Annotated in this window: 16 protein-coding genes; 9 read left to right on the top strand and 7 right to left on the bottom strand. The window is 72.8% G+C overall.

Annotated elements, in window-relative coordinates:
* Nucleotides 1-5: 5 nt before the first annotated feature.
* From ACZ4Z4_RS30630 to ACZ4Z4_RS30610, 5 genes are read right to left on the bottom strand one after another with little or no spacing between them, the layout of a single operon-like run.
* Nucleotides 6-866: a phytanoyl-CoA dioxygenase family protein gene (locus tag ACZ4Z4_RS30630; protein ID WP_468334396.1), complete on the bottom strand. Its 861-nt coding sequence runs from the start codon at nucleotides 864-866 to the stop codon at nucleotides 6-8.
* Between the two features lie 48 nt (nucleotides 867-914).
* Complete coding sequence (locus tag ACZ4Z4_RS30625; protein WP_468334393.1) at nucleotides 915-2042, bottom strand: hypothetical protein; 1128 nt, start codon at nucleotides 2040-2042, stop codon at nucleotides 915-917.
* Nucleotides 2039-3223, bottom strand: coding sequence for a hypothetical protein (locus ACZ4Z4_RS30620; protein WP_468334390.1), 1185 nt, complete (start codon nucleotides 3221-3223; stop codon nucleotides 2039-2041). The genes ACZ4Z4_RS30625 and ACZ4Z4_RS30620 overlap by 4 nt, the downstream gene beginning before the upstream one ends.
* Nucleotides 3220-5370 carry a DegT/DnrJ/EryC1/StrS family aminotransferase gene (locus tag ACZ4Z4_RS30615; RefSeq protein WP_468334387.1) on the bottom strand — a complete coding sequence of 717 codons (2151 nt, stop codon included), beginning with the start codon at nucleotides 5368-5370 and terminating at the stop codon, nucleotides 3220-3222. Before ACZ4Z4_RS30615 ends, ACZ4Z4_RS30620 begins: the two co-directional genes overlap by 4 nt.
* A gap of 9 nt (nucleotides 5371-5379) precedes the next feature.
* Nucleotides 5380-6585 (bottom strand): radical SAM protein, encoded by a 1206-nt coding sequence (locus ACZ4Z4_RS30610; protein WP_468334384.1) that lies wholly within the window; start codon nucleotides 6583-6585, stop codon nucleotides 5380-5382.
* A gap of 269 nt (nucleotides 6586-6854) precedes the next feature.
* On the opposite strand from ACZ4Z4_RS30610, the gene ACZ4Z4_RS30605 reads away from it, so the two are divergent.
* The 3 genes from ACZ4Z4_RS30605 (at nucleotide 6855) to ACZ4Z4_RS30595 (ending at nucleotide 10516) form a co-directional block, all read left to right on the top strand.
* Entirely contained in the window at nucleotides 6855-7607 is a 753-nt protein-coding gene (locus tag ACZ4Z4_RS30605) for a 3-hydroxybutyrate dehydrogenase (RefSeq protein WP_468334381.1), read from the top strand.
* Nucleotides 7608-8187: 580 nt separating this feature from the next.
* Nucleotides 8188-9450 (top strand): ATP-grasp domain-containing protein, encoded by a 1263-nt coding sequence (locus ACZ4Z4_RS30600; protein ID WP_468334378.1) that lies wholly within the window; start codon nucleotides 8188-8190, stop codon nucleotides 9448-9450.
* Between the two features lie 25 nt (nucleotides 9451-9475).
* Nucleotides 9476-10516, top strand: a complete 1041-nt coding sequence (locus ACZ4Z4_RS30595) for a diiron oxygenase (RefSeq protein WP_468334376.1) — start codon at nucleotides 9476-9478, stop codon at nucleotides 10514-10516.
* Between the two features lie 23 nt (nucleotides 10517-10539).
* Here ACZ4Z4_RS30595 and ACZ4Z4_RS30590 read toward each other — a convergent pair whose 3' ends face one another.
* Nucleotides 10540-13326 (bottom strand): helix-turn-helix transcriptional regulator, encoded by a 2787-nt coding sequence (locus ACZ4Z4_RS30590; protein WP_468334373.1) that lies wholly within the window; start codon nucleotides 13324-13326, stop codon nucleotides 10540-10542.
* Nucleotides 13327-13438: 112 nt separating this feature from the next.
* On the opposite strand from ACZ4Z4_RS30590, the gene ACZ4Z4_RS30585 reads away from it, so the two are divergent.
* Together ACZ4Z4_RS30585 and ACZ4Z4_RS30580 are read left to right on the top strand one after the other, a co-directional pair.
* The gene (locus ACZ4Z4_RS30585; RefSeq protein WP_468334370.1) at nucleotides 13439-14515 is read left to right on the top strand and encodes an NAD(P)H-dependent amine dehydrogenase family protein; all 1077 of its coding nucleotides are present in this window, start codon (nucleotides 13439-13441) and stop codon (nucleotides 14513-14515) included.
* Nucleotides 14516-14530: 15 nt separating this feature from the next.
* Complete coding sequence (locus tag ACZ4Z4_RS30580) at nucleotides 14531-15010, top strand: carboxymuconolactone decarboxylase family protein (RefSeq protein ID WP_468334928.1); 480 nt, start codon at nucleotides 14531-14533, stop codon at nucleotides 15008-15010.
* 4 nt (nucleotides 15011-15014) lie between these two features.
* Here ACZ4Z4_RS30580 and ACZ4Z4_RS30575 read toward each other — a convergent pair whose 3' ends face one another.
* Nucleotides 15015-16631: a GMC oxidoreductase gene (locus ACZ4Z4_RS30575; RefSeq protein ID WP_468334367.1), complete on the bottom strand. Its 1617-nt coding sequence runs from the start codon at nucleotides 16629-16631 to the stop codon at nucleotides 15015-15017.
* Nucleotides 16632-16859: 228 nt separating this feature from the next.
* Between ACZ4Z4_RS30575 and ACZ4Z4_RS30570 the strand changes: the two genes are divergently transcribed.
* The 4 genes from ACZ4Z4_RS30570 to ACZ4Z4_RS30555 all read left to right on the top strand — a co-directional run bounded on the left by ACZ4Z4_RS30570 (nucleotide 16860) and on the right by ACZ4Z4_RS30555 (nucleotide 22878).
* Nucleotides 16860-18245, top strand: a complete 1386-nt coding sequence (locus ACZ4Z4_RS30570; RefSeq protein ID WP_468334364.1) for an MFS transporter — start codon at nucleotides 16860-16862, stop codon at nucleotides 18243-18245.
* A 128-nt stretch (nucleotides 18246-18373) separates the two neighbouring features.
* The gene (locus ACZ4Z4_RS30565) at nucleotides 18374-20278 is read left to right on the top strand and encodes a helix-turn-helix domain-containing protein (protein WP_468334361.1); all 1905 of its coding nucleotides are present in this window, start codon (nucleotides 18374-18376) and stop codon (nucleotides 20276-20278) included.
* A gap of 71 nt (nucleotides 20279-20349) precedes the next feature.
* Nucleotides 20350-22011 carry a cytochrome bc1 complex cytochrome b subunit gene (gene qcrB, locus ACZ4Z4_RS30560; RefSeq protein ID WP_468334359.1) on the top strand — a complete coding sequence of 554 codons (1662 nt, stop codon included), beginning with the start codon at nucleotides 20350-20352 and terminating at the stop codon, nucleotides 22009-22011.
* Nucleotides 22012-22023: 12 nt separating this feature from the next.
* The gene (locus tag ACZ4Z4_RS30555; protein WP_468334356.1) at nucleotides 22024-22878 is read left to right on the top strand and encodes a metallophosphoesterase family protein; all 855 of its coding nucleotides are present in this window, start codon (nucleotides 22024-22026) and stop codon (nucleotides 22876-22878) included.
* Nucleotides 22879-22883: the final 5 nt, after the last annotated feature.

Raw genomic sequence — 22883 nt, 5'->3', positions numbered from 1 at the left:
CCGGCTCACGCCCCGTCATCCGCCGACCAGGGGTGCAGCCAGCGCGGGTCGGGAGTGTCGCCGGAGCGTACGAAACGGACGTCCACGGAGAGCCGCATCGCGTCCGTCGTCGTGTCCAGGGACGCGTGGATGACGCGGGGCAGGTGCACCATGACGTCACCCGCCGCGAAATCCGCCCACAGCCAGCGACGGCCGAGCGTGCGGGCGGTCAGCTCCAGGTCGTGGCAGATCTGCCGGCGGTCGCCGGGCCGGTCGGTGACGTCGCGCAGCGGGGCGTACGCCTCGGGCGGCAGCCGGTGCGAACGCTCCAGGTAGACCAGGGCGCCGGTGCGCGGCGGGCAGTCGCCGACGGGGATCCAGAAGGTGACGACGCGCGGGGAGCCCCGGTCCATGTAATCGAAGTCGACGTGGGCGCGGGAGGCGCGCCGCGTGCCCCGGTGGAAGTGGCGCAGGATGCGGCGCGGCAGCATCTCCGCGTCGGCGCCGAGGAGTTGCGCGGCGAGGGTGGAGAGGACGGGGTCGGCGACGAAGCGGTCGAAGTGCGGGGAACGGACGAACGCGTACGCCGGGTGCCCCGCCACCCCGTACTCGGGAACGCCCTCGGGCACCCGCCCGGAGAACACCCCGTCCTTGGCGTCGGTGCCCGGCGCGAGGAGACCCGGCGGGAAGAGCGAGAAGTACGCGCCCCGCAGCCGCAGCACCTCCGCACGGTCGAGCAGCCCCGGTAGATACAGATAGCCGTCCGCGTGCAGCCGCTCCCGCAGCGCGCCGGGGTCCCGCGGCGCCAGCAGGTCCGCGCTGGGCCGCAGCGGGCCGAAGAGCTCCGGCGTGAAGGGTATGGGTACGCCGTTCGACGACAGGTTCACGATGCGTGTCCCTCGATCCATCGGTCGGTGGACCGGCCGGTGGACCGGTCAGTAGACGCCTTCCACCGCCTCCTCGGCGGCCCCGGACCCGCGGAAGGGCCGCACGGCGGCGACCCCGTCCCAGGGGAACCACGGATGCGGCCCGGTCCTGACCGCGCTGTCCCGCTCCAGGAGGCCCGGCAGGAACAGGTCCTCCAGGAGGGTCGTGGCGCGGACGCGGCCCCGCTGCCCGACCTCGACCTCGCGCCACGGGTCGGCCGGGTCGACGACCGTCAACACGGCGAAGGGCGGCGGCAGATGGTAGGAGTGCCCACCGCCGCCCGGCACCTCCGGAACGCCCGCCGCCGTGCCCGCCGCCGCGTCGGCCTGGAGCGCGTGGCCGACCAGCGTGTTGCCGTAGGTGTCGATCCACCGCACCCCCGGCAGATGCTCCTCGCGCAGGAACGCGGCCTCGGCGGCGCTGCACGAGGTGCCCCCCGTGCACACGGCACGCAGGCCGTACGTGTGCAGGGGGCGGGGCAGCCGCATCGCGAGCTGGACGAGCAGCCGTGAGGTCGTGAAGAGCAGCGCGGGCCGTTCGGCGGTCAGCAGGGTGAGGGTCTGGTCGATCAGGTGCGCGGTGTAGGCGCCCGCGTCGCCGCCCGAGCGCAGCTCGGCCTTCACCCAGCGCGGATCGAAGTCGATGGCGTGCACGGCACCCCGCCAGCTGTCGGCGAGACCCTCCACGAAGTGCCCGTACGCGTGCGGCCCGCTCGGCGTCATCGCGAGCACGTCGCCGCCCGCCACGCCGCGCGCCTCCAGGACGGTGCGGTAGATCTCCACGTCGTACGCGAGACGCGTGACGTTGACGATCCGGCAGGGAGCGCCCGTGCTGCCACCGGTCTCGAAGACCCGGAAGGGGCGGTCGCGGTAGCCGCGGGGCAGCAGGTCGCGGGCGTGCGCGGCGCGCAGCTCGGCCTTGTCGAAGAGGCCGAAGCGCGTCAGGTCGGCGAAGCCGCCGATGTCCTCGACCGGGTCGAAGCCGAGCGCGCCGCGCCGCGCGACCCAGAAGGGGCTGCCGGTCTCCAGGTCGAAGTGCCAGCGCATCATGCGGCGCGTCCATGTGTCGAGGTCCACGCCGAGCTCGGGAACGCGCTCGCGCAGCGTGTCGGACAGGGCGCTGAAGACGGTGGTCATGAGGGGCCTCGCTTCACCGGGCGGTACACGAACAGGGAGGCGGCGGTGATGGCCCGCGCGGCCTCGGGGGAGGCGCTCAGGACGGCGGCGGAGGGGAAGGGGACCTCGTGGCCGATCAGTGGATGGGACGGGGCGCTGTGCGTGAAGTGGCCCGCGAGCAGCGTGAGATGGGGCAGCGCGTACACGTCGTGCGCCGCGCCGGTCAGTACGGGCGGGCGGCGGGTCAGGACGCGGTCGCCGGGGCGGAGCCGGTCGCGGACGGTGCCGGTCGCGCGCTCCGCCGCGCCCGGTTCACGGAAGGCGGCCAGGGGCCACGCGCCGTCCGGGGGCAGGGCGTCGAGGGCGGCGGCCAGCGCGGGCGCCAGCTGTTCCGCCGCGTCGGGTGCCTCGCACACGACGGTGCGTACGTTATTGCAGAACCGCCCGGAGTCCGCCGCCACCAAGGGCAGCAGCCACGCCACGGCCTCGTCGGCCGGCATCCCGCGGGGCACCAGCGCGCAGCCCCGGCCGGGGCCGTGCACGGTGAGCGCGGGGGAGGCGCGGAGCCTCGCGGCGAGTCCGGCGCCGCCGTAGACGACCTGCCGGTCCGTGAGCCGCAGGAGCCCCGGCAGGGCGCGCTGTTCGGCGGGGTACAGGCCGATGCGGGCCGGAGGCCAGCCCGCCGCGAGCAGCGCGGCGACGAGCCGGGCGGCGGAGAGCGGTTCGCGCCGGCTCGGCCGCAGCCACACGCCCGCCGACCGCTCGGCCTGGTCGCAGACCGACTCCAGGCAGGTGAAGGTGTTGCCCGGCAGCGCGACGAGGGCCAGCCGCCCGTCGGGTCGGGGCGGGTCACCGCGCTTCAGAAGGTGGTCCCGCAGCATCGCGCCCCACCGGTCGACCAGCGGCCCCGGCAGTCCCGCGCTCTCCCACAGCGCCGCGCGGAAGTCCTCGGCGCTCTGCTCGCCGACGCCTCCGACGGTGACGGTGCCGCGGCCGAACAACTCCAGCGCGTCGAGCAGCAGTTGGCGGCGGCCGGTGAGGTCGGGCAGGGCGGGCAGGGCGCTGTCCCACCATCGCCGGTCCGCGTCGGCGACGATCTCCGGTACGAGGGCGAGCTCGCGCCCTCCGGGGCCGGGCAGGGGCGCCCGGTCCAGGGACGTCCGCCACTCGCCCCGGCGGAACGCGTGGAGCACGGCGGTCACGGCAGCTCGCTGCGGAGCGCGGCGACCACCCGTGACTGCTCGGCCTCCGTGAGGGACGGGTACAACGGCAGAGCGATGTGGTGCCGTGCGAACCAACGGGCCCGGTGGAAGGCGCCGTCCGCCGCGTCCTGGCCGCGCCGCGCCGCGAACTGCGGGTGGTCGCACAGCAGATGGTCGTAAACCTCACCGGCCAGGGAGACGCCGTGCCGCTCCCGCAGCCGCTTCTTCAGCAGCGGGCGGTCCAGCGGCGCGTCGGGGTGCAGATGGGCCAGGTACTTGTAGTAGTTGCTGCCCGCCGCCGACGGCACGGCGTGCGGGCGGACGCCGGGCACGTCGGCGAGCAGCGCGTCGTACCGGGCGGCGAGCGCGCGGCGTGCGGCGAGGGTACGGGCGAAGCGCTCCAGGTCCACCGTGCCGACGGCGGCGTGCAGTTCGCTCAGCCGCCAGTTGCCGCCGGGCCGGTCGTGCAGCGTGGAGCCCTGGGCGCTCTTGCCGTGGTCGCGCCAGCGCCGCACCTGCTCCAGGTCGGCCGCCGACGCGGACAGCAGCCCGCCCTCACCGCTGATGGCGACCTTCGTCGGGAAGAAGGAGAAGGCGCCGAACCGGCCGAAACCACCGGCCGGGCGCCCGGCGAGCGTGGCTCCGAAGGCGTGCGCGGCGTCCTCCACGACGGGGATGCCGCGCTGCTCGCACTGGGCGAGCACCGCGTCCAGCGAGGGGGCGACGATGCCGCCGATGTGCACCGGCAGGACGGCGGCGGTGTCGGGATGCCGGTCGAGTGCGGCGCGCAGGGCGTCCGGGTCCATGCCGAGGCCGTCGAGCTCGATGTCGATGAAGCGCACGGCCGCCCCGGCGCGCACGGCGGCGGCCGCCGTCGCGAAGAAGGTGTTGACCGGCACGAGCACCGTGCGGCCCGCCACGCCGATGACGCGCAGCGCGATCTCCAGGGCCGCAGAGCCGGACGCGACGGCCGCCGTCTCCCGGCCGGTCCAGGGCCGGGCGAGCTCCTCGAAGCGGGCCACCTGCGGGCCCTGCGTGAGGACGCCCGAGGCCAGCGCCGCGTCGACGCGGTCCAGCACGGCGTGGCGCTCGGACACCTCGAAGCGGATGCGCTGGGCCGGCACGTCAGGGCCCCGGGGTGCGGGCCCGGCGAGTGTGCGGGTGAAGAAGTCCGCCGCGTGACCGACATGTGTGCCGTGGCCCATGGGGAGTGCGTGGACCTCCGCCTCGGCCCCGACGGCTGCGTACGCGTCCTTGACCGTGTCCGCCGCCGCGCGCGCGTCGGCGGGTTCCAGGTAGGAGTCGGCCGTGCCGTACTGGAGCTGGAGCGGCGCCGGGGCGAGGGCGCCGTACAGGTCGGGCAGGTCGGCGTACTCCAGGATGCCGGGGAGCACGGCACCCTCATGGCCGGTCAACAGCCGTTCGTACAGCGCCTGGTAGCTGCCCACATGGCTTGCCGCGCAGAGCGGGATGCCCTCGCGCCCGCCGAGCAGCGCGGTGTGCAGGGCGACGGCCGCGCCCAGGCTGTGGCCGAACAGGCCGACGCGGCACGGGTCGACGAGCGGATGCGCGGCGAGGACGTCGAGCGCGCCCAGGGCGTCACCGGTGAGGGCGCCGAGCAGGGAGCGTCCCGTGAGGGCGAACGCGTGGGCGAGCAGCGTCCCTTCGTCCCGTCCGGCCCGGCGCGCGGCGTCCATGGCGCCGCCGATGCCGTGGTCGAAGGAGAGCGTGACGAAACCGGCGTGCGCCAGCTGTTCGGCGACGTTGCGGTCGGGGTGGTCCGGCGGCACGTCGCCGGTGAGCTGGTCCAGGCGGGCGTTCTTGCCGCCGAGGACGAGGACGGCCGGTCGGGCGGGGGCGGCAGGGGAGGTGCCCGGAACGGGTTCCGTCGGTGCGAGGAGGGTGCCCTGGAAGGAGCCGCGTACGGGCGAGGCGAACAGGAGCCGCTCACGGCGCAGACCGGCGCGCTCGGTGACGGTCGACTCGGCGGTGGTGAGCGGGGCCCGTTCGACGCGGGCCAGCCGCTCGACGACGGCCCGCACCCGGCGGGCCCGCACGGCGTGCCCCTCGGCGCTCTCCTCGTGGCTCTTGTCGTGGTGCAGGGCGGGCTCGGCGGCGAGGAGCCCGCGCAGGTGACGCAGCTGCATGCGCGCGGCTCAGACGAAGTCGCCGTGCAGGGTGCTCGGCACTTCCAGTTTGTAGGCGTCCAGCGCCTCGTCGAGTTTGATCCGGCCGCGTTTGAGGAGTTCCAGGAGCTCGTTCTGCGGACGGTAGAAGCACGACTTGCACAGGTCGGTCCTGCGCGGATTGGACGCCTCCCACTCGGCGCGCGGGCCGCCCTCCAGGACTTCCGCGTATCCCTGTTCGACGACATTGCCGATCAGATAGCGGCTGTTGAGGTGCACCTGCGGGCACGGATAGAGATTTCCGTCGGCGCCGACGGCCGTGACGAAACGGCTGTAGTGGCAGTGCTCGAAGTCGCCCTCGACCTCTTCCACCTGGTCCATCGGGCCGCGGTCCAGTTTCGGCACCGACACTTCGAAGGCTTCCGTGGAGAGCGCGGCGGCGTGCCGGAGTGATTCGGAGATCTCCGGCATCACGGATTCGATGGTCTCGTGGCCGAGGGCGCTGTAGAACTCGGGCTCGAAACGTACGTAATGCGCGCCGGACTCACGGGCGATGCGGGCCGCCTCCATGATCTCCCGGTAATTCTGGAGGGTGATGACGTAGTTGAAGCCGATGCGGAAGTCCGGGGCGGCGGCGTTCTCCCTGAGCCTGCCGACCGAGCCGATGAAGTGCGAGAACGTCTGCTCGCGGTCCCGCGTGACGGCGTCGAAGGTGGCTTCCGTGCCGGCGTTCAGACCGATGCGGACCCAGGTGTGCGTCTCGGCGACACAGTCGGCGACCTTCGGCCGGCCGAGCCGCGAGCCGTTGGTGATCAGCCCGATGCGCAGCCCGGCCGCGTGCCCGGCGCGGCAGATCTCCGTGTACCCGGGGTGGATGGTGCACTCGCCGCTGCCGCAGAACGTCACGGCGCGCCCGTCGTTCGCGGCGAACTCGCGGAGCAGAGTGACCGCCTTGTCGGTGGCGATCGAATCCTTGAACGAGAACAGGTCGTAGAACTGTTCTTCGTTGGGCGAGTGGAAGTTGCAGAAATTGCACCGCATATTGCAGGCGCCCATGATGCCGATCCGCATGTGGACCGGCTTGATCTCCTCGCCCGCGACGAACCGTCGCAGCAATTCGCCGTGGGCGAGGACCTTCTGCGGCGAGTGCGCCTGGTCGAGACTGACGACGGGCAGGCCTTCTCGATTTCGGGGGGCCGCCATTCCGATGTCGCCGGTACCAGCTGTGCTGTCCACGAGCCCCCCACGCATGATCGATGTGCGGTGTGGTTTTCCAAGCGGTGCTGGGGACACTAGGGAGCCGCAGAAAGGCTGTCAATGGGTCTAGACAACCCGCTGGTTGATGGCGAAATCATGTGGTTGATGGCGGAATTATGGATCGAAGTGACGGGAGCGCCCCCCTCGGTGACCGTGGTCGGCACGGCGGCCGCCCACACCCTGCCGGCCCGCACTGTGGTGCCCGCGACCATGGGAGGAGCCGCCCCCGCCTCTCTAGCGTTCCGGGCATGACGAGCGAACACTTCACGGGTCGTACCGCCCTCGTGACCGGGGGCGGGAGCGGCATCGGGCGGGCCTGCGCCGAGGCGTTCGCCGCCGCAGGCGCCCTGGTCCACGTCGTCGACATCGACGCGGAGTCGGCCAAGGCCGTGGCCGATGCCGTCGGCGGCGTCCCGCACGCCGTGGACCTCACCGACGCGGACGCGATCCCCGGGCTGCCCGCCGCCGTTGACATCCTGGTCAACAGCGCGGGAACCCAGCACGTCGCCCCCATCGAGCAGTTCGACCCCGCCCGCTTCGAACTGATCCAGCGCCTGATGGTCACCGCGCCCTTCCTGCTGCTGAGACACTGCCTGCCGCACATGTACCGGCGGCGCTGGGGCCGGGTGGTGAACATCTCCAGCGTGCACGGAGTGCGGGCCAGCCCCTACAAGTCCGCGTACGTCGCCGCCAAGCACGGTCTGGAAGGGCTCAGCAAGGTCGCCGCCCTCGAAGGCGCCGCGCACGGCGTCACCAGCAACTGCGTCAACCCCGGCTACGTCCGTACACCGCTGGTCGAGGGCCAGATCGCCGACCAGGCCGCCGTGCACGGCGTCGCTCCGCAGGACGTCGTCACGGATGTCCTGCTCGACCGGTCCGCGATCAAACGGCTCATCGAACCGTCGGAGGTCGCCGCCGTCGCCCGCTGGCTCTGCGGACCCGACACGGGGTACGTCACCGGAGCCTCGCTCCCCGTGGACGGTGGCTGGGGGGCGAGCTGACCACGCCGGACCGCCAGAGGAAAACCCTGGGTTCGGCCGCCGACCGAAGTGGTTGAACGGCGGAACCAACGGTTCACGTGCCCCGCGTCCGAAGTCGTACGCCCCACCAGCCCCGCCCGTCCCGCGGAGCCCGGCCGCCCACCCCGGCCACCGGCCCCGGACCCCAGGGTTTTCACGGTCGCCCCCGCCCATGTACGGGTCCATGGTGTACCCACGGTCGCGGAGCCGCGGCGGACCTGAAAACACCGAATCGGGGGGAAGAGACGGTGACCGGACGTACTACGGGGGTGTACGCACGGGTGGTCCGCCCGGGGACGGGGGAGCGACCGTCGCGAGGGCGGGGGACGGGGGTGCCCGACGGCACCCCCGCTCGGGTGCGGGACGTCTTCATGGCCGGGTTCAGCCCCGACGGCCCGGTCGGGGACCGGACCGCCTACGCCCTTGTCGGAGGCACGGGCACGGGCACGGACACAGACGCCGGGCGAAGCGGGTGCCCGGCGGAGGAGGGCCGATGAGGCCCGCCGAGGAGTACATGGCCACGGGGGGCGTTGGAGATACCGGGGCGGCCGGAGTGGACCGAGTGGCCGGCACCGTCCTGGTGGTCGGCAGCGGCACCCAGGAGTACCGCGAGCACCTGCTGCGGTCGGCCGCGCTCCGCGCCGACCTCTGGCTGCTCGACGCGGCGGCGCCCACCTGGCAGGCCCCGTACCTCACCGGCTCGACCGAGCTCGACCCCGGTGACCCGCACGCCCTGATCCGCGCGGCCCGCGCGGTCACGGAGACCCGGAAGGCGCGCGGCGTCCTCTGCCACGAGGAGGCGCTGATCCTGCCCGCGGCCCGGCTCGCCGAGGCCCTCGACGTGCCGGGGCCGTCCCTGACCGCCGTGCGCAACTGCCGCGACAAGCACCGCACCCGCGCCCTGCTGCGCGACGCCGGGCTCCCGCAGCCCCGGCACGCCGTGGTCGCCGACCTCGCGGAGGCGGCCGCCGCGGCCGACTGGATCGGCTATCCCGTGGTGGTCAAGCCGCGCGGCCTCGGCGCCGGCCGGGGCGTCGCACTGGTCCGCTCGGCGGCCGAACTCCGGGGGTTGTTCGACCAGGCGCGGGCGGCGCACTGGCCGGGCGTCCCGACGTACCGCGTGGGCATCCTCGTGGAGGAGTATCTGGACGGGCCGGAGATCAGCGTCGACGGCGTGGTCCACGCAGGCCGCTACACGCCCCTCTTCCTGGCCCGCAGGCTCTCCGGCAAGGAGGGCGCCCTCTCCCCGTACTTCGAGGAGACCGGCCACCTGGTGAGCGCCGACGACCCGCTCCTGGGCGACCCGGCGCTGCGCTGGGTGCTCGCCGAGACCCACCGCGTGCTCGGCGTCGACGACACCATGACGCACACCCAAGTCCGCCTGACGCCACGGGGGTTCGCCGTCGTCGAGGTGAACGGCCGGCTCGGCGGGGACCTCGTCCCGTACCTCGGGTTCCTGGCGACGGGCATCGACCCGGGCCTGGTGGCCGTGGACGTCGCCCTGCGCGTCCCGCCCCGCCTCACGCCCGACCGGACCCGCACCGCCGGCATCCGCTTCCTCCACCCGCAAGAGCACTGCAAGGTGGAACACGTGACCGTACCCGAGGCCGACGCGGCCAAGGGACTGCTGCGGTCCGTGGCCCTCGCGGCGCCCGGGGACGAGCGCGGCATGCCACCTTTGGACCATCTCCAGCGGTACGCCTACGTCCTGTGCGAGGCTGGCACGCCCGCCGAATGTGCCGCACGGCTGGACGCGGCGGCCGATCAAGTACGCCTGACAGCACGGCCGTTGACCGTGGCGCCCGACGGACGAGCCGCTTCCTGAGAGAAGAGCCGACATCAGAGAAGAGATGACGAACAGCGAGCCCGACGCGGAAACCGGCACCGGCGCGGCAACCGGCGCCGACAGCGACGCGGAAACCGGCACCGGCGCCGACAGCGACGCCGATCCCGGCACCGGTACCGACGCCGGTGCCGACTGGTACGAGCGGTCGGGTGTGCGCAGCGGCCCCCACCGCACCGTCGCGGGCCCCCTCGACCCCGCGACCAGGCTCTTCCCGCCCCGCCTGGTGCCGTACTGGAGCCACCCGCTGGTCCGTGCCCTGCCCGACCGGCGCCGCCACGAACTCCTGGCCCGGCACCTCTACCACTACCTGACGTTCACGGCCCACTTCGAGACCCGCGTGGTCAACCGCGCCACCGAGCGCATAGCGGACGGCCGCACCGGGCTCGCGCTGCCCGCCGCGGTGCGCCTGGACGCGTACCGCATCTACTGCGACGAGGGCTACCACGCCCTCTTCAGCCTCGACCTCGTCGAGCAGCTCGCCGAGGCGACCGGCATCCCGCCGCTGCCCTACGCCTTCGACCCGTTCCTGCGCCAGCTCGACGGCATCGGTTCGGAACTTCTGCCCGGGGAGCCGCTGTTGGCGCAGCTGCTCCAGGTCGTCGTCTTCGAGACGCTCGTCACGCCGGCCCTGAACGAACTCCCCGGTGACCGTTCGGTGCTGCCCGTCGTGCGCGACGTCGTCCGCGACCACGCGCGGGACGAGGACCACCACCACGTGTACTTCTCCCGCTTCTTCGAACGGCTGTGGGAGGGCCTGCCGGTGCCGCTGAAGCGGCGCGCGGCCCGCTCGCTGCCCGAGCTGATCGTCGCCGGTGTCGCGCCCGACCTGCGGCCGGTGGGCGCCGCGCTGACCGTGGCGGGGCTCCGCGCCGACGCCGTGCGGCAGGTCATCGAGGACAGCTACCGCACCCGGCGCAGCGAGGCCGCGCTCCGGTCCGCCGCGACCCGCACCGTCCGGCTCTTCCGTGACGCCGGAGTCCTCGAACTCCCGGGCGCCACCGAGGCGTTCGCCGCGGCCGGTCTCCTTCCGCCCGGTCCGCCGTGACCGGCGGCGCGGCAGGCGGGCGGTCAGACCCCCGAGACCTCCGAGGCCTGGGCGAGCAGTCGCACCAGCTGCGCCCTGCGGTGCACTCCGTCGAGCTTGCGGTAGATGTTGCTGAGGTGGAACTCGACGGTTTTCACGCTCAGGAAGAGCCGCTCCGCCACCTCGTGGTTCGTCAGACCCCGGCCGACCACCAGCGCGACCTGCAACTCCTGCGGCGTCAGCCGCTCCAGCGGCGCCCGCTCCGGCCGCACTTCGGTGCCGCCCGCGGCGTGCAGCTCGGCCGCCACGCGTGCCGCCCACCCGGCCGCGCCGAGCCGTTCGAACGTGGCGAGCGCCCGCTCCAGGAGGCGCCGTGCCTCGCTGCGCCGCCCCTGCCTGCGCAGCTGCTCGCCCCACGCGAACTCGGTCCGCCCCCGCTCGAAGGGGACCGGACGCTCGGAGAGCAGGGCCAGGGAGCGCCGCATGTGCCGTGACGCCGTCTCCGGATCGCCCGGTTCGAGCAGCCCGCGGCAGCGGGCCGCCGCACCCGCGGTGACGGGCCGGTGGCCGCGCCCCGCCTCGTACTCCAGGACGTCGAGGACCTCGCGCGCCTCGTCGGTCCTGTGCAGGTGGACGTACGCGTCGGCGAGGTCGGCCGCCCACGTCAGATACAGGCCGTCGCCCCGCCCGTGCCGCTGCGAGAAGGCCCGCACCTCCTCCAGGTGGTGCACGGCCTCCTCGAAACGGCCGAGGCCCAGCTCCAGCAGGCCGAGCCCGCCGAGCGCGCGTGCCGCATCCATCTGGAGCTCGGTGGAGGCGGCCCACTCCATGGCCTGCGCAGCGTGCCGCCGGCAGTCCTCCTCGCGGTTGAGGACGGCCTCTGTCTTGACCAGGGCGGGCAGGCCGCGCGCCACCTCGATCAGCTGGCCGCTGGCCTCGGCGAGCCGCACCGCCTCGTCGGCGTGGGCGAGCGACGTCGTCCAGCGGCCCCGCCAGTACTCGACGACCGACAACGTGCACAGGAGGTGCGAGAGCAGCCCCACCGCGCTGGAGCTCCGCGCGGTGTAGGCGGCCCGGTCCAGCATGGTGTGCGCCTCGTCCAGCTCCTCGGCCGCGAGGTGGCACAGGCCGCCCACCCCGGCGAGCGGGTAGGGGAAGGCGGGGTCGGGCGACGCGAGGGGCTCCGCCAGCTCGCGCAGGAGCGCGCGGCCCGCCTCCGCGTCGCCGCCGAGCAGCAGCACCAGGGTGCGCAGGAGGCGTACGGGCAGCAGCGTCTCGTGCGCGGAGTCGGCGAGGTCCATCGCCGCGGCGGAGGTGCCGCGGGCGGCGGTGAGGTCGCCGACGGCGAGCTCGGTGAGCGCGATGCCGCCGAGCATGATCGCGGCGAGCGCCGGGTCGACCTTCTCCGCCTCGTCGGCGGTGGACCTGAGCAGTTCGCGCGAGCGGGTCGGGCGGCCGCGCTGCACGTCCAGGTAGCAGCGCAGCTGCCGGATGTCGAGCTGGGTGCCGAGCTGTTCGGCGTGTTCCAGGGCGCGGTCCAGGATGGTGGCCGCCTCGTTCAGCGACCCGGCCGCCTGGGAGGCGCGGGCCGCGCACAGCAGCCGCTCCGCCTTGTGCTGCCCCGCCGGGGTGAAGCGCGCGGCCCGCTCGTACAGCCGGGAGGCCAGCGGGTAGGCGAGGGTTTCGGGGGCTCCCGACGCGGCGTTCTCCAGGAGGGACGCCACGTGTTCGTCCGGTTCGGCGCCCGAGGCGGCCAGGTGCCAGGCGTACTGCTCAAGGGCGGGCGCGGTCGCTCCTTGCAGGGAGCGGGCGATGGCGTGGTGGGCGCGGCGCCTGCGCACGGGTGTCGCGCCGTGGTAGACCGCCGAGCGCACCAGCGGGTGCCGGAAGGCGTATCCGTCGCGCTCCTCGACGACCAGGCCGGCTTCCTCCGCGGCCTCCAGGGATTCGTAGCTGAGTCCGTGGGCCCGCAGCGCGGCTTCGGTGCCCGCGAGCGGCCGGGTGCCGAGGACGGCGAGCAGCAGCATGGCGTCCTGTGCCTCCGCGGGCAGCCGGGCCACGGCGCTGCCGAAGGTGTGGGCCAGCATCTCGCCGATGGGCAGGGGCGCTCCGGAGCCTTCGCCGTCGTCGTCCCCGGCGCCGCTGCCCGCGAGGAGGGCGGGGAGTTCGATGAGGGCGAGGGGGTTGCCGCGCGCCTCCGCGAGGAGCCGGGCCGCCTCCTGCTCGGTGAGTTCGGCGGTGCCCTCCTCGGCGATCAGCCGGTGCGCGGAGTCGGGGTCGAGGCCGGTGAGGGTGAACGTCTCGACGGAGGCGAGCCGGGACACCGCCTCCTCCGACTCGTCGCGTGCGGTGAACAGGACGACGACGCCCTCGCGGCCCAGCCTGCGGGTGGCGAAGGCGAGCGCGTCCAGGGAGTACGGGTCGAGCCAGTGCGCGTCGTCGACGGTGACGAGGACCGGGCCGTCCTCGGCGAGCGCGCCGAGCAGGCTGAGTGTGCCCGCGGCCACCGCGAACCGGTCCTGGGCGACGGCGGGTCCGAGCGCGAGCGCGCCGGTGAGCGCGGCGGCCTGCCGCTCCGGGATGCGGTCGAGGAAGTGCAGGACGGGCCGGAGCAGGTCGGCGAGGCCCACGTAGGGCAGGTCGGACTCGACCTCTACGCCGCGGGTGCCGAGCCGCAGCAGGTCGTCGGCCTGCTCGGCGACGTAACCCACGAGACTGGTCTTGCCGATGCCTGCTTCCCCGCGGATGAGCAGGGCGCTGCTCTCGCCCCCGCGTGCCTTGTCGATGAGAGCGAGAAGACGAGCGCATTCCGCCGAACGCCCCAGGAGCATGCGTAAAGCGTACCGGCGGTACATGACTTCGGAGAGGCGTGGAAGGGGACGTTTCTTTTCTTCTCGGGCCGCGCCTCTGTCAACCGTCGCCGCCCCTCGCTACCCTCCGCGCATGATTCCCACGGTGGTCTGGGGGACCGGCAATGTCGGCCGTGCGGCCGTCCGTGCCGTCGAGGCCCATCCCGGGCTGACGCTCGCGGGCGTGCTCGTGCACGACCCCGCGAAGACCGGCCGCGACGCGGGCGAACTGGCGGGGCTGGGGCGGGCGTTGGGTGTGTCGGCCTCGGACGACGTCGGGGCGGTCCTCGCTGCCCGGCCGCGCGCCGTGGTGTACGCGGCCTCCGGCGATCTGCGCCCCGACGACGCGCTCGCCGATGTCGTCAGGGCGGTGCGGGCCGGTGCCGTGGTCGTCACGCCCGCGCTGTACGCGCTCTACGACCGGCTCGGCGCGCCCGCGGAGTTCAGGGACCCGGTGCTCGCGGCCGTCGCGGAGGGCGGCGGCTCGCTCTTCGTCTCCGGCGTGGACCCCGGCTGGGCCAACGACGTCCTGCCGTTGCTGGTGAGCGGGCTCGGCTCGACCGTCGAAGCGATCCGCTGCCAGGAGATCTTCGACTACTCGACGTACGACCAGGAGGACTCGGTCCGCCATCTGATCGGCATGGGGCATCCGATGGAGTACGAGCCGCCGATGCTCGCGCCCTCGGTCCCGACCATGGTGTGGGGCGGCCAGATCAGGCTGCTGGCCCGAGCCCTCGACGTACAACTCGACGACGTCGACGAGACGTTGGAGCGCCGGGCGCTCGACGAGGCGGTGCGCACGCGGACGATGGGGGAGTTCGCGGCGGGCACCCAGGGAGCCGTGCGCTTCGAGGTACGGGGCACCGTCGAGGGAGTACCGCGTCTCGTCATCGAGCACGTCACCCGCATCCACCCGTCGTGCGCGCCGGACTGGCCGAGCCCGCCCGACGGGGGTGACGGCGCCCACCGGGTGATCGTCGAGGGCCGTCCGCGCGTCGAGGTCACGGTCGAGGCCACCGACGAGGACGAGAACCGGTCGGCGGGCGGCAACGCCACGGCGGTGGGCCGTCTGGTGAACGCCGTCGACTGGCTCGTGAACGCCGAACCGGGGCTCTACGACGCGCTCGACGTCCCGCTGCGTCCGGCAGCCGGCCGACTCGGAAGGAAGTGACCCGTGAGCGGACCCCTGCGCATCGACATCCCCGAGGGCCAGGACGCGATCCCGTACGTGTGGGGCGACCTGGTGCCCGGCATCGGGGCGGCCGCGTCGAACTTCTCGCTCGCCGTGTACGCCCATACCACCCTGGGGCTGCGGGAGTTCGAGGCGGCGCGGCTCCGCGTCGCCCAGATCAACGGCTGTCTGTTCTGCCTGGACTGGCGCACCGAGCGCGACGGGCACAAGGTCGAGGACGGCTTCGCCGACGCCGTGACCCAGTGGCGCACCACTGACGCCTTCGACGACCGCACGAGGCTGGCCGCGGAGTACGCCGAACGGTACGCCCTGGACCACCACAACCTCGACGACGCGTTCTGGGCGCGGATGACCGCGCACTACAGCCAGGCCGAGATCGTGGAGCTGAGCATGAGCATCGGTTCGTGGCTCGCCTTCGGCCGGCTCAATCACGTGCTCGGCCTCGACACGGTGTGTGTACTGCCCAAACCGTGACGCTTCACAGGTCGGCGGTGATGATCTGCTCGATGTTGCGTTCCGCGAGGGCGGTGATCGTGACGAACGGGTTGACGCTGGTGTTGCCGGGGATCAGGGCGCCGTCGATGACGTACAGCCCCGGATGGCCGTGCAGGCGCCCGTAGTTGTCGGTGGCCCTGCCGAGCACCGCGCCGCCGAGCGGGTGGTACGTGAGGTGGTCGCCCCAGATCTTGTACGTGCCGAAGAGGTCGGTCCGGTAGATCGTCCCCTCCTTGGCGTTGATCTTGTCGAAGATGGTTCTGGCCGCGTCGATCGACGGCTGCTTCCAGGCGGTCTGCCAGTTCAGCTCGGCCCGGTCCGCGGCCGGGTTCCAGGTGAACTCGGCGCGGTGCGGGTTCTTCGTGATCGACAGGTAGAAGGAGGCGTACGTCTCGATGCCGGTGGGCAGCGGCGCGACCTCGGCGAAGGCGCCGCCCGCGGCCCAGTTGTCGATGCCGGCCGTGGGGATGGACGACTGGAGCTTTCCCGTCGCGTCCCACATGTGGTTGGCGCGGCCGCACATGACGTTGCCGTTGTCGCCCCAGCCCCTGCCGACCTCGCCGTTGAGGCGGGGCAGGGCGCCCGTGGCCTTCAGCTTGACGAGGAGCTTGCTGGTGCCGACGCTGCCCGCGGCGAAGAAGACGCGGTCGGCGGTGACGGACGTGGTGGCGGTGGTGGCACCGCTGGTGTCGATCCGGTCGATGGTGACGGTGTAGCCGCCGCCGGACGCCGGGGCGACCGAGGTGACCTTGTGGAGCGGTGAGACGGTGACCCGGCCGGTCGCCCTGGCGCGGGCCAGGTAGGTCTGCTGGAGGGACTTCTTGCCGTGGTTGTTGCCGTAGAGGATCTCGCCCGCGAGCGCGGACTTGGGGACCGTGCCCGCGGCCTCCTTCTTCATGTACTCCCAGTCGTAGACGTCGGGCACGAAGACGAACCCGAAGCCGGAGCGCTGGGCGTGCTTGCGGCCGACGCGGGCGTACTGGTAGCACTCGGCCGTCTCGAACCAGTCGGGGTCGATGGTGCTCACGCCGAGGGCGGCGTTGGCGCGCGGGTAGTACGTGCCGTACATCTCGCCCGCGTCGACCGTGGGCAGGACGGCGGCGAAGTGCTCGCGCCGTGGCGTGACCGCCATGCCGCCGTTGACCAGTGAGCCGCCGCCGACGCCGCGCCCCTGGTAGACGGTGATGCCGCCGAACTCCTCGGCGTCCAGGATCCCGGTGTGGCGCGGGACGGCCTTGTCGAGCGGGAAGCCGAGGAAGTTGCTGAGGGGCTGCTTGGTTTTGGTGCGCAGCCAGTAGGAACGGACGTCCGGGCTCGTGGTGTTGGCGAATATCCTGCCGTCGGAGCCGGGGGTGTCCCAGGCCATGCCCATCTCGACCATGTGCACGTCGACGCCGGCCTCGGCGAGCCGCAGGGCGGCCACGGAGCCGCCGTACCCGGTGCCGATCACCAGGGCAGGGACGCGGGCGGCGTCGAGCGCGCGGGCCGGTACGGTACGGGCCGTGAGTGCGGCGGCACCGAGAATGGAACCTGTTCCTGCGAGAAATCTTCGACGTGACACCCCATCAGGTGGGGCGCTGGGCTTGGGTGTAGTACTCATGTGACCTTCCTCACTCATGGCTGAATCGAAACGAGTTCTACTGCTGCCGGCAGGGGAAGTCACGCCATACCTAAAAGTAACTTCTGTCCGATCTCGCCCCCCTCGTGTCGGCCGCTCACACCACCGGCGGCACAACCATGGTGCTCCGCCATATACGCCACTGATCTGCGGTTTCCTACCTTGTGCCGGTACGGAAGCGTCCCCGCGGAATGACTGGAAGTGGTGCACATGGCCTCGCAAGGAACCGCCCCACCCGCCCGCACCGGAATCGTCCGGATCGTGGCGGCGAGCCTCGTCGGCACCACCATCGAGTGGTACGACTTCTTCCTCTACGGCTCGGCGGCCGCGCTGGTCTTCAACAGCCTCTTCTTCCCGTCGAGCGACCCCCTGGTCGGCACGCTGCTCTCGTTCCTCACCTACGCGGTGGGCTTCGCGGCACGCCCCCTCGGCGGCCTCGTCTTCGGGCACTACGGCGACCGGCTCGGCCGCAAGAGGCTGCTCGTCATCAGCCTGCTGATGATGGGCGGCGCCACCTTCGCGATGGGCCTCCTCCCCACCCACGCGACCATCGGCGTCGGCGCGCCCGTCCTGCTCACCGTGCTCCGCCTCGTGCAGGGCTTCGCCCTCGGCGGCGAGTGGGGCGGTGCCGTCCTCCTCGTCTCCGAGCACGGCGGCGACAAGAACCGCGGCTTCTGGGCCTCCTGGCCGCAGGCCGGCGCGCCCGGCGGCAACCTGCTGGCCACCGGAGTGCTCGCGCTGCTCGCCGCCGTCCAGTCCGACGAGGCCTTCCTCGCCTGGGGCTGGCGCGTGCCCTTCCTGCTCTCCGGGGTGCTCGTGATGATCGGCCTGTGGATCCGCATCTCTGTCAGCGAGTCACCGGTCTTCCTCGCGGCGCAGGAGAAGGCGGCGGCCGCCGCCGCGGCGGGGGAGCGGGAGAAGCCGCCCGCGGTCGAGGTGTTCCGCACGAGCCGGCGCGAGGTGCTCACCGCCATCGGCGTCCGCTTCGGCGAGAACATCTCCTACTACATCCTCACGGCCTTCGTCCTCGTCTACGTCACCGTCCACCTCGACCTGCCCAAGAGCGACGCCCTCAACGCGGTGCTCATCGGCTCCGCCTTCCACTTCGTCACCATCCCCCTGTGGGGCGCGCTCTCCGACCGCGTCGGACGCCGCCCGGTCACCCTGATCGGCGCCCTCGGCATGGCCGGCTGGGCCTTCGCCTTCTTCGCCCTGGTCGACTCCCGCTCCTTCCCGGTCATCGCGCTCGCCGTCACCGTCGGGCTGCTCTTCCACGGCGCGATGTACGGACCCCAGGCCGCGTTCATCTCCGAGATGTTCGACACCAAGGTCCGCTACTCCGGCGCCTCGATGGGCTCCCAGCTCGCCTCCATCATCGGCGGGGCGCTCGCCCCGATCATCGCCGTCGAACTGCTCAAGGACTACGACTCGGCCCTGCCCGTCGCCCTCTACCTGTCCGCAGCCGCCCTCGTCACCGCGGTGACCGTGTGCTTCGCCAGGGAGACCAGGGGGCGGGACCTGGCCGCGGACGAGACCGGCGGACCCGCCCCGCACCCGCTGCCCGAGCACGAGGGCTCCGTACCGCTCGGCGGCTGACCCCCCTCCGCGACGGCCTGCCCTGGGGGCAGGTCATGGCGGCTGTCCCTCCCCGTCACGGCCTGCCCCTCCCACGTATCCGGGGCAGGCCATCGACCGTACCCACCCCGCCGGGAGACCATCGCCCCATGCTCCCCACCACCGAGGGCGCGGACCACGCCGAACCCCAGGCGGGCCTGCGCACCCTGCTCGACCTCCTCGACCGGGGCGCGCCCGCCGAGGAGTTCGCGCGCCCCGCCGCCCGCGCCCGCGAGGCCGGCGCCGCACCCGGCCACCTCGCCGCGCTCGACGAGGCCACCGACGTCGCCCTGCGCATCCACCGCACCCTGTCCACGCACCGCCGCCGCGAGGCCGAGCTCACCGCCCTCTTCGACACCGCGAGCGACCTGGCCGCGCTCCGCGACCCGGACGCCGTGCTGCGCGCCATCGTGCGGCGCGCCAAACTGCTCCTCGGCACGGACGTCACGTACCTCTCGCTCAACGACGAGGCGGCGGGCGACACCTACATGCGGGTCACCGACGGCAGTGTCGCCGCCGCCTTCCAGCAGCTGCGGCTCGGCATGGGCGAGGGGCTCGGCGGCCTCGTCGCCCAGACCGCCCGCCCCTACGTCACCGGCGACTACCAGCAGGACCCCCGCTTCCACCACACCGACGCCATCGACAGCGCCGTCCGTCAGGAGGGGCTGCGGGCCATCCTCGGCGTGCCGCTGCGGCTCGGCGCGCGCGTCATCGGCGTGCTGTACGCCGCCGACCGCGCGGCCCGCGACTTCGCCACGGAGGAGATCGTGCTGCTCTCCTCCCTCGCCGACCACGCCGCCATCGCCATCGACGGCGCCCGCCTCCTGGAGGAGACCCGCGCCGCACTCGTCGACCTCAACGCCGCCACCGAGACCATCCGCGCCCACAGCAGGGCCATGCGCCGCGCCGAACAGGCCCACGACCAGCTCACCGACCTCGTGCTGCGCGGCGGCGGCTCCGAGGAGGTCGCCGACGGCATCGCCGCCCTCCTCGACGGCGGCGTCCTCATCCACGACGCCGACGGCGTCGAACTGGCCCGCACCGGCACCGGCCCCCTGCCGCCGCCCGCCCCCGCCGTGGCCGCCTCGCGCGCCAGCGGCCGCGCCGTCCCGCAGGACGGCACCTGGGTGTGCGCGGTCCTCGCCGGACCCGAACTCCTCGGCAGCATCGCCCTGACCGGCCGCCCCGAACTCGCCGACACCGACCGGCGGCTGTTCGAGCGGGCGGGCGTCGTCACCGCACTGCTCCTGCTGCTTCGCCGGTCGGTCGCCGAGACCGAGGACCGGGTGCGCGGCGAGCTCCTCGGCGACCTGCTCGCCCCTGCCGGCGACCCGGCGGGCCTCGCGAGCCGCGCCCGCCGCCTCGGCGTCCGGCTCGACCGCCCGCACGCGGTGTTCGTCGCCCACACCGAGAGCGCTCCCCGGCCGCGGCTGCTCGCCGCCGCGCACCGCACCGCCCGCACCCACAGCGGCCTCGCCGGACTGCACCACGACGACGTGGTCATCGTGACCCCCGCCGAGGCCCCCGGCGCCGACGCCCCGGCGCTCGCCGCCGCCCTGGGCCACTCGGTGGGCGCCCCGGTCACCGTGGGCGCCGCGGGCCCCGCCCCGGGACCCGCCGGGCTGCCCGCCGCCCACGCCGAGGCCCTGCGGTGCCTCTCCGCGCTGCGGGCGCTCGGCCACACCGGGCGCGGCGCGGCCCTCGCGGACCTCGGCTTCGTCGGGCTCCTCATCGGCGAACAGGCCGACCTGGGCGCCTACGTCCGGGCCACGCTCGGCCCCGTCCTCGACTACGACGCCGCACGCGGCACCGAGCTCGTGCGCACCCTGGAGGCGTACTTCGGTGAGGACCGCAGCCTCACCAAGGCCAAGACGGCCCTGCACGTCCACGTGAACACGGTCGTGCAGCGGCTCGAACGCGTGGCGCGGCTCCTCGGCGACGACTGGAACACGCCCGCCCGCACCCTGGAGATCCAACTCGCGCTGCGGCTGCACCGGTTGACCCCGCAGGACTGACTTGTCACAGCCGCGACTGTTGGATCCGTCATACAAGCGACCTACCCTGGAACCGCCTGAAAGGGAGTCGCATGAGCGGACGCATCGAGATCGAGCGCACCGGGACCAATGCACAACCTGTACGGCGCACCAAGGGTGAGCGGGTCGCCGACTGGGCGGACGGGCGCCTCGGCATCCACACCCTGGCCAAGAGCCAGATGCGCAAGATCTTCCCCGACCACTGGTCGTTCATGTTCGGGGAGATCTGCCTCTACAGCTTCATCATCCTGATCCTCACCGGCACCTATCTGACCCTCTTCTTCGACCCGAGCATGTCGGAGGTCGTCTACGACGGGCCGTACGTACCGCTCAAGGGGATCATGGTGTCCCGGGCGTACGAATCCACGGTGGACCTCAGCATGGAGGTGCGCGGCGGCCTCCTGATCCGGCAGATCCACCACTGGGCCGCGCTCGTCTTCGTCGCCGGGATGCTCGTGCACATGATGCGGGTGTTCTTCACCGGGGCGTTCCGCAAGCCGCGCGAGCTCAACTGGCTGTTCGGCTGGACCCTGTTGTTCCTCGGCATCCTCACCGGCCTGACCGGCTACTCGCTCCCCGACGACATGCTCTCCGGCACCGGCATCCGCTTCATGCAGGGCGCCATCCTCTCCGTCCCCGTCGTCGGGACGTACCTCTCCTTCTTCCTGTTCGGCGGGGAGTTCCCGGGGGAGGACATCATCCCGCGGTTCTATCCCATCCATGTGCTGCTGCTGCCGGGCATCATGCTGGGGCTCGTCGTCGCCCACCTGATCCTGGTCTTCTACCACAAGCACACCCAGTTCGCCGGGCCCGGCAGGACCGAGAAGAACGTGGTCGGGGCGCCGTTCCTGCCCGTCTACATCGCCAAGGCCGGCGGCTTCTTCTTCCTCGTCTTCGGCGTGCTCGCGATCATGGGCGCGGTCGCCTCGATCAACCCGGTCTGGGCGATCGGGCCCTACCGCCCGGACCTGGTCTCGACGGGCGCTCAACCCGACTGGTACCTCGGCTTCTCCGAGGGGCTGATCCGGGTGATGCCCGCCTGGGAGATCAACGCCTGGGGCCACACGCTCAACCTGGGCGTCTTCATTCCCTTCTCGCTCTTCCCGCTCATCCTCCTGGCGATCGGCGTCTATCCGTTCATCGAGGCGTGGATCAAGGGCGACAAGAGGGAGCACCACATCGCGGACCGGCCGCGCAACGCGCCGGTGCGCACCGGTCTCGGTGTCGCCTGGCTCTCGCTGTTCGGCGTGCTGATGATCGGCGGTGGCAACGACATCTGGGCCACCCACTTCCACCTCTCCATCAACGCGCTCACCTGGTTCGTGCGGATCGGCTCCTTCGTCGTGCCCGTCCTCGCGTTCGTCGTCACGCACCGGATCTGCCTCGGGCTCCAGCGCAGGGACCACGAGAAGGTGCTGCACGGCCGGGAGACCGGCACCGTCAAACGCCTCCCGCACGGCGAGTACGTCGAGGTCCACGAACCGCTCACGCAGGCCGAGCTGTTCCGGCTGACCGCCCACGAACAGCCCGTGCCCTACCGGATCGGCCCGGTGACCGACGCCAACGGAGTGACCCGCAAGGTGCGGATGTCCGAACGCCTCCGCGCCCGCCTGGCCGACGCGATGTACGGCCCCAAGGCGCAGGTGCCGAAGGCGACACCGGAGGAGTACCTCGCGATCCAGCGGGGGGAGGACGATCACCACCGGCTCGGTTAGCCTCACACGGTGATGGCATCCGAGAAGACTCCCCAGCTGCTCGCGATCAGCGACCTGCACGTGGCCTACGCGGAGAACAGGAAGTACGTCGAGACCATCCGGCCCCGCACCGACGGGGACTGGCTGATCGTCGCCGGTGACGTCGCCGAGCGCATGGCCGACATCGAGTGGGCGCTGCGCACGCTCGCCGGCCGCTTCGCCAAGGTGGTGTGGTCGCCGGGCAACCACGAACTGTGGACGCCGAAGGACGACCCGGTCCAGCTCCGCGGCGAGGAGCGGTACCAGCATCTGGTCGCGCTCTGCCGCGAGTTGGGGGTCGTCACCCCGGAGGACCCCTACCCCGTGTGGCGCGGACCGGGCGGCCCGGTCCTCGTCGCCCCGCTCTTCCTGCTCTACGACTACACCTTCCGGCCCGAGGGCACCCACGACAAGGAAGAGGCGTTGAAGGTCGCCCACGAGGCGGGCGTCGTCTGCACCGACGAGTACTTCCTGCACCCCGACCCGTACGCGACCCGCGACGACTGGTCGCGCGCCCGCGTCAAGCACACCGAGGAGCGGCTCGCCGAGCGGCCCGCCGGCATGCCCACGATCCTCATCAACCACTGGCCGCTGATCCGCGAACCCCTGCGGATCCTGCGCTACCCCGAGTTCGCCCTGTGGTGCGGCACCGAGCGCACCGCCGACTGGCACGTGAAGTACGAGGCGGCCGCCGTCGTCTACGGCCACCTGCACATCCCGCGCACCACCGTGCACGACGGGGTGCCGCACATCGAGGCGTCCGTCGGCTACCCGCGCGAGTGGCGCAGGGACTTCCACCCCGATCCGCATCTGCGGCAGATCCTGCCGGTGCCGCCCGTCGAGGGGTGACGGGC

This window comes from Streptomyces sp. NPDC030245 (assembly GCF_055572995.1).
The sequence above is the reverse complement of the archived record's forward strand: the minus strand, read 5'-3'. Positions and strand labels throughout refer to the sequence as shown.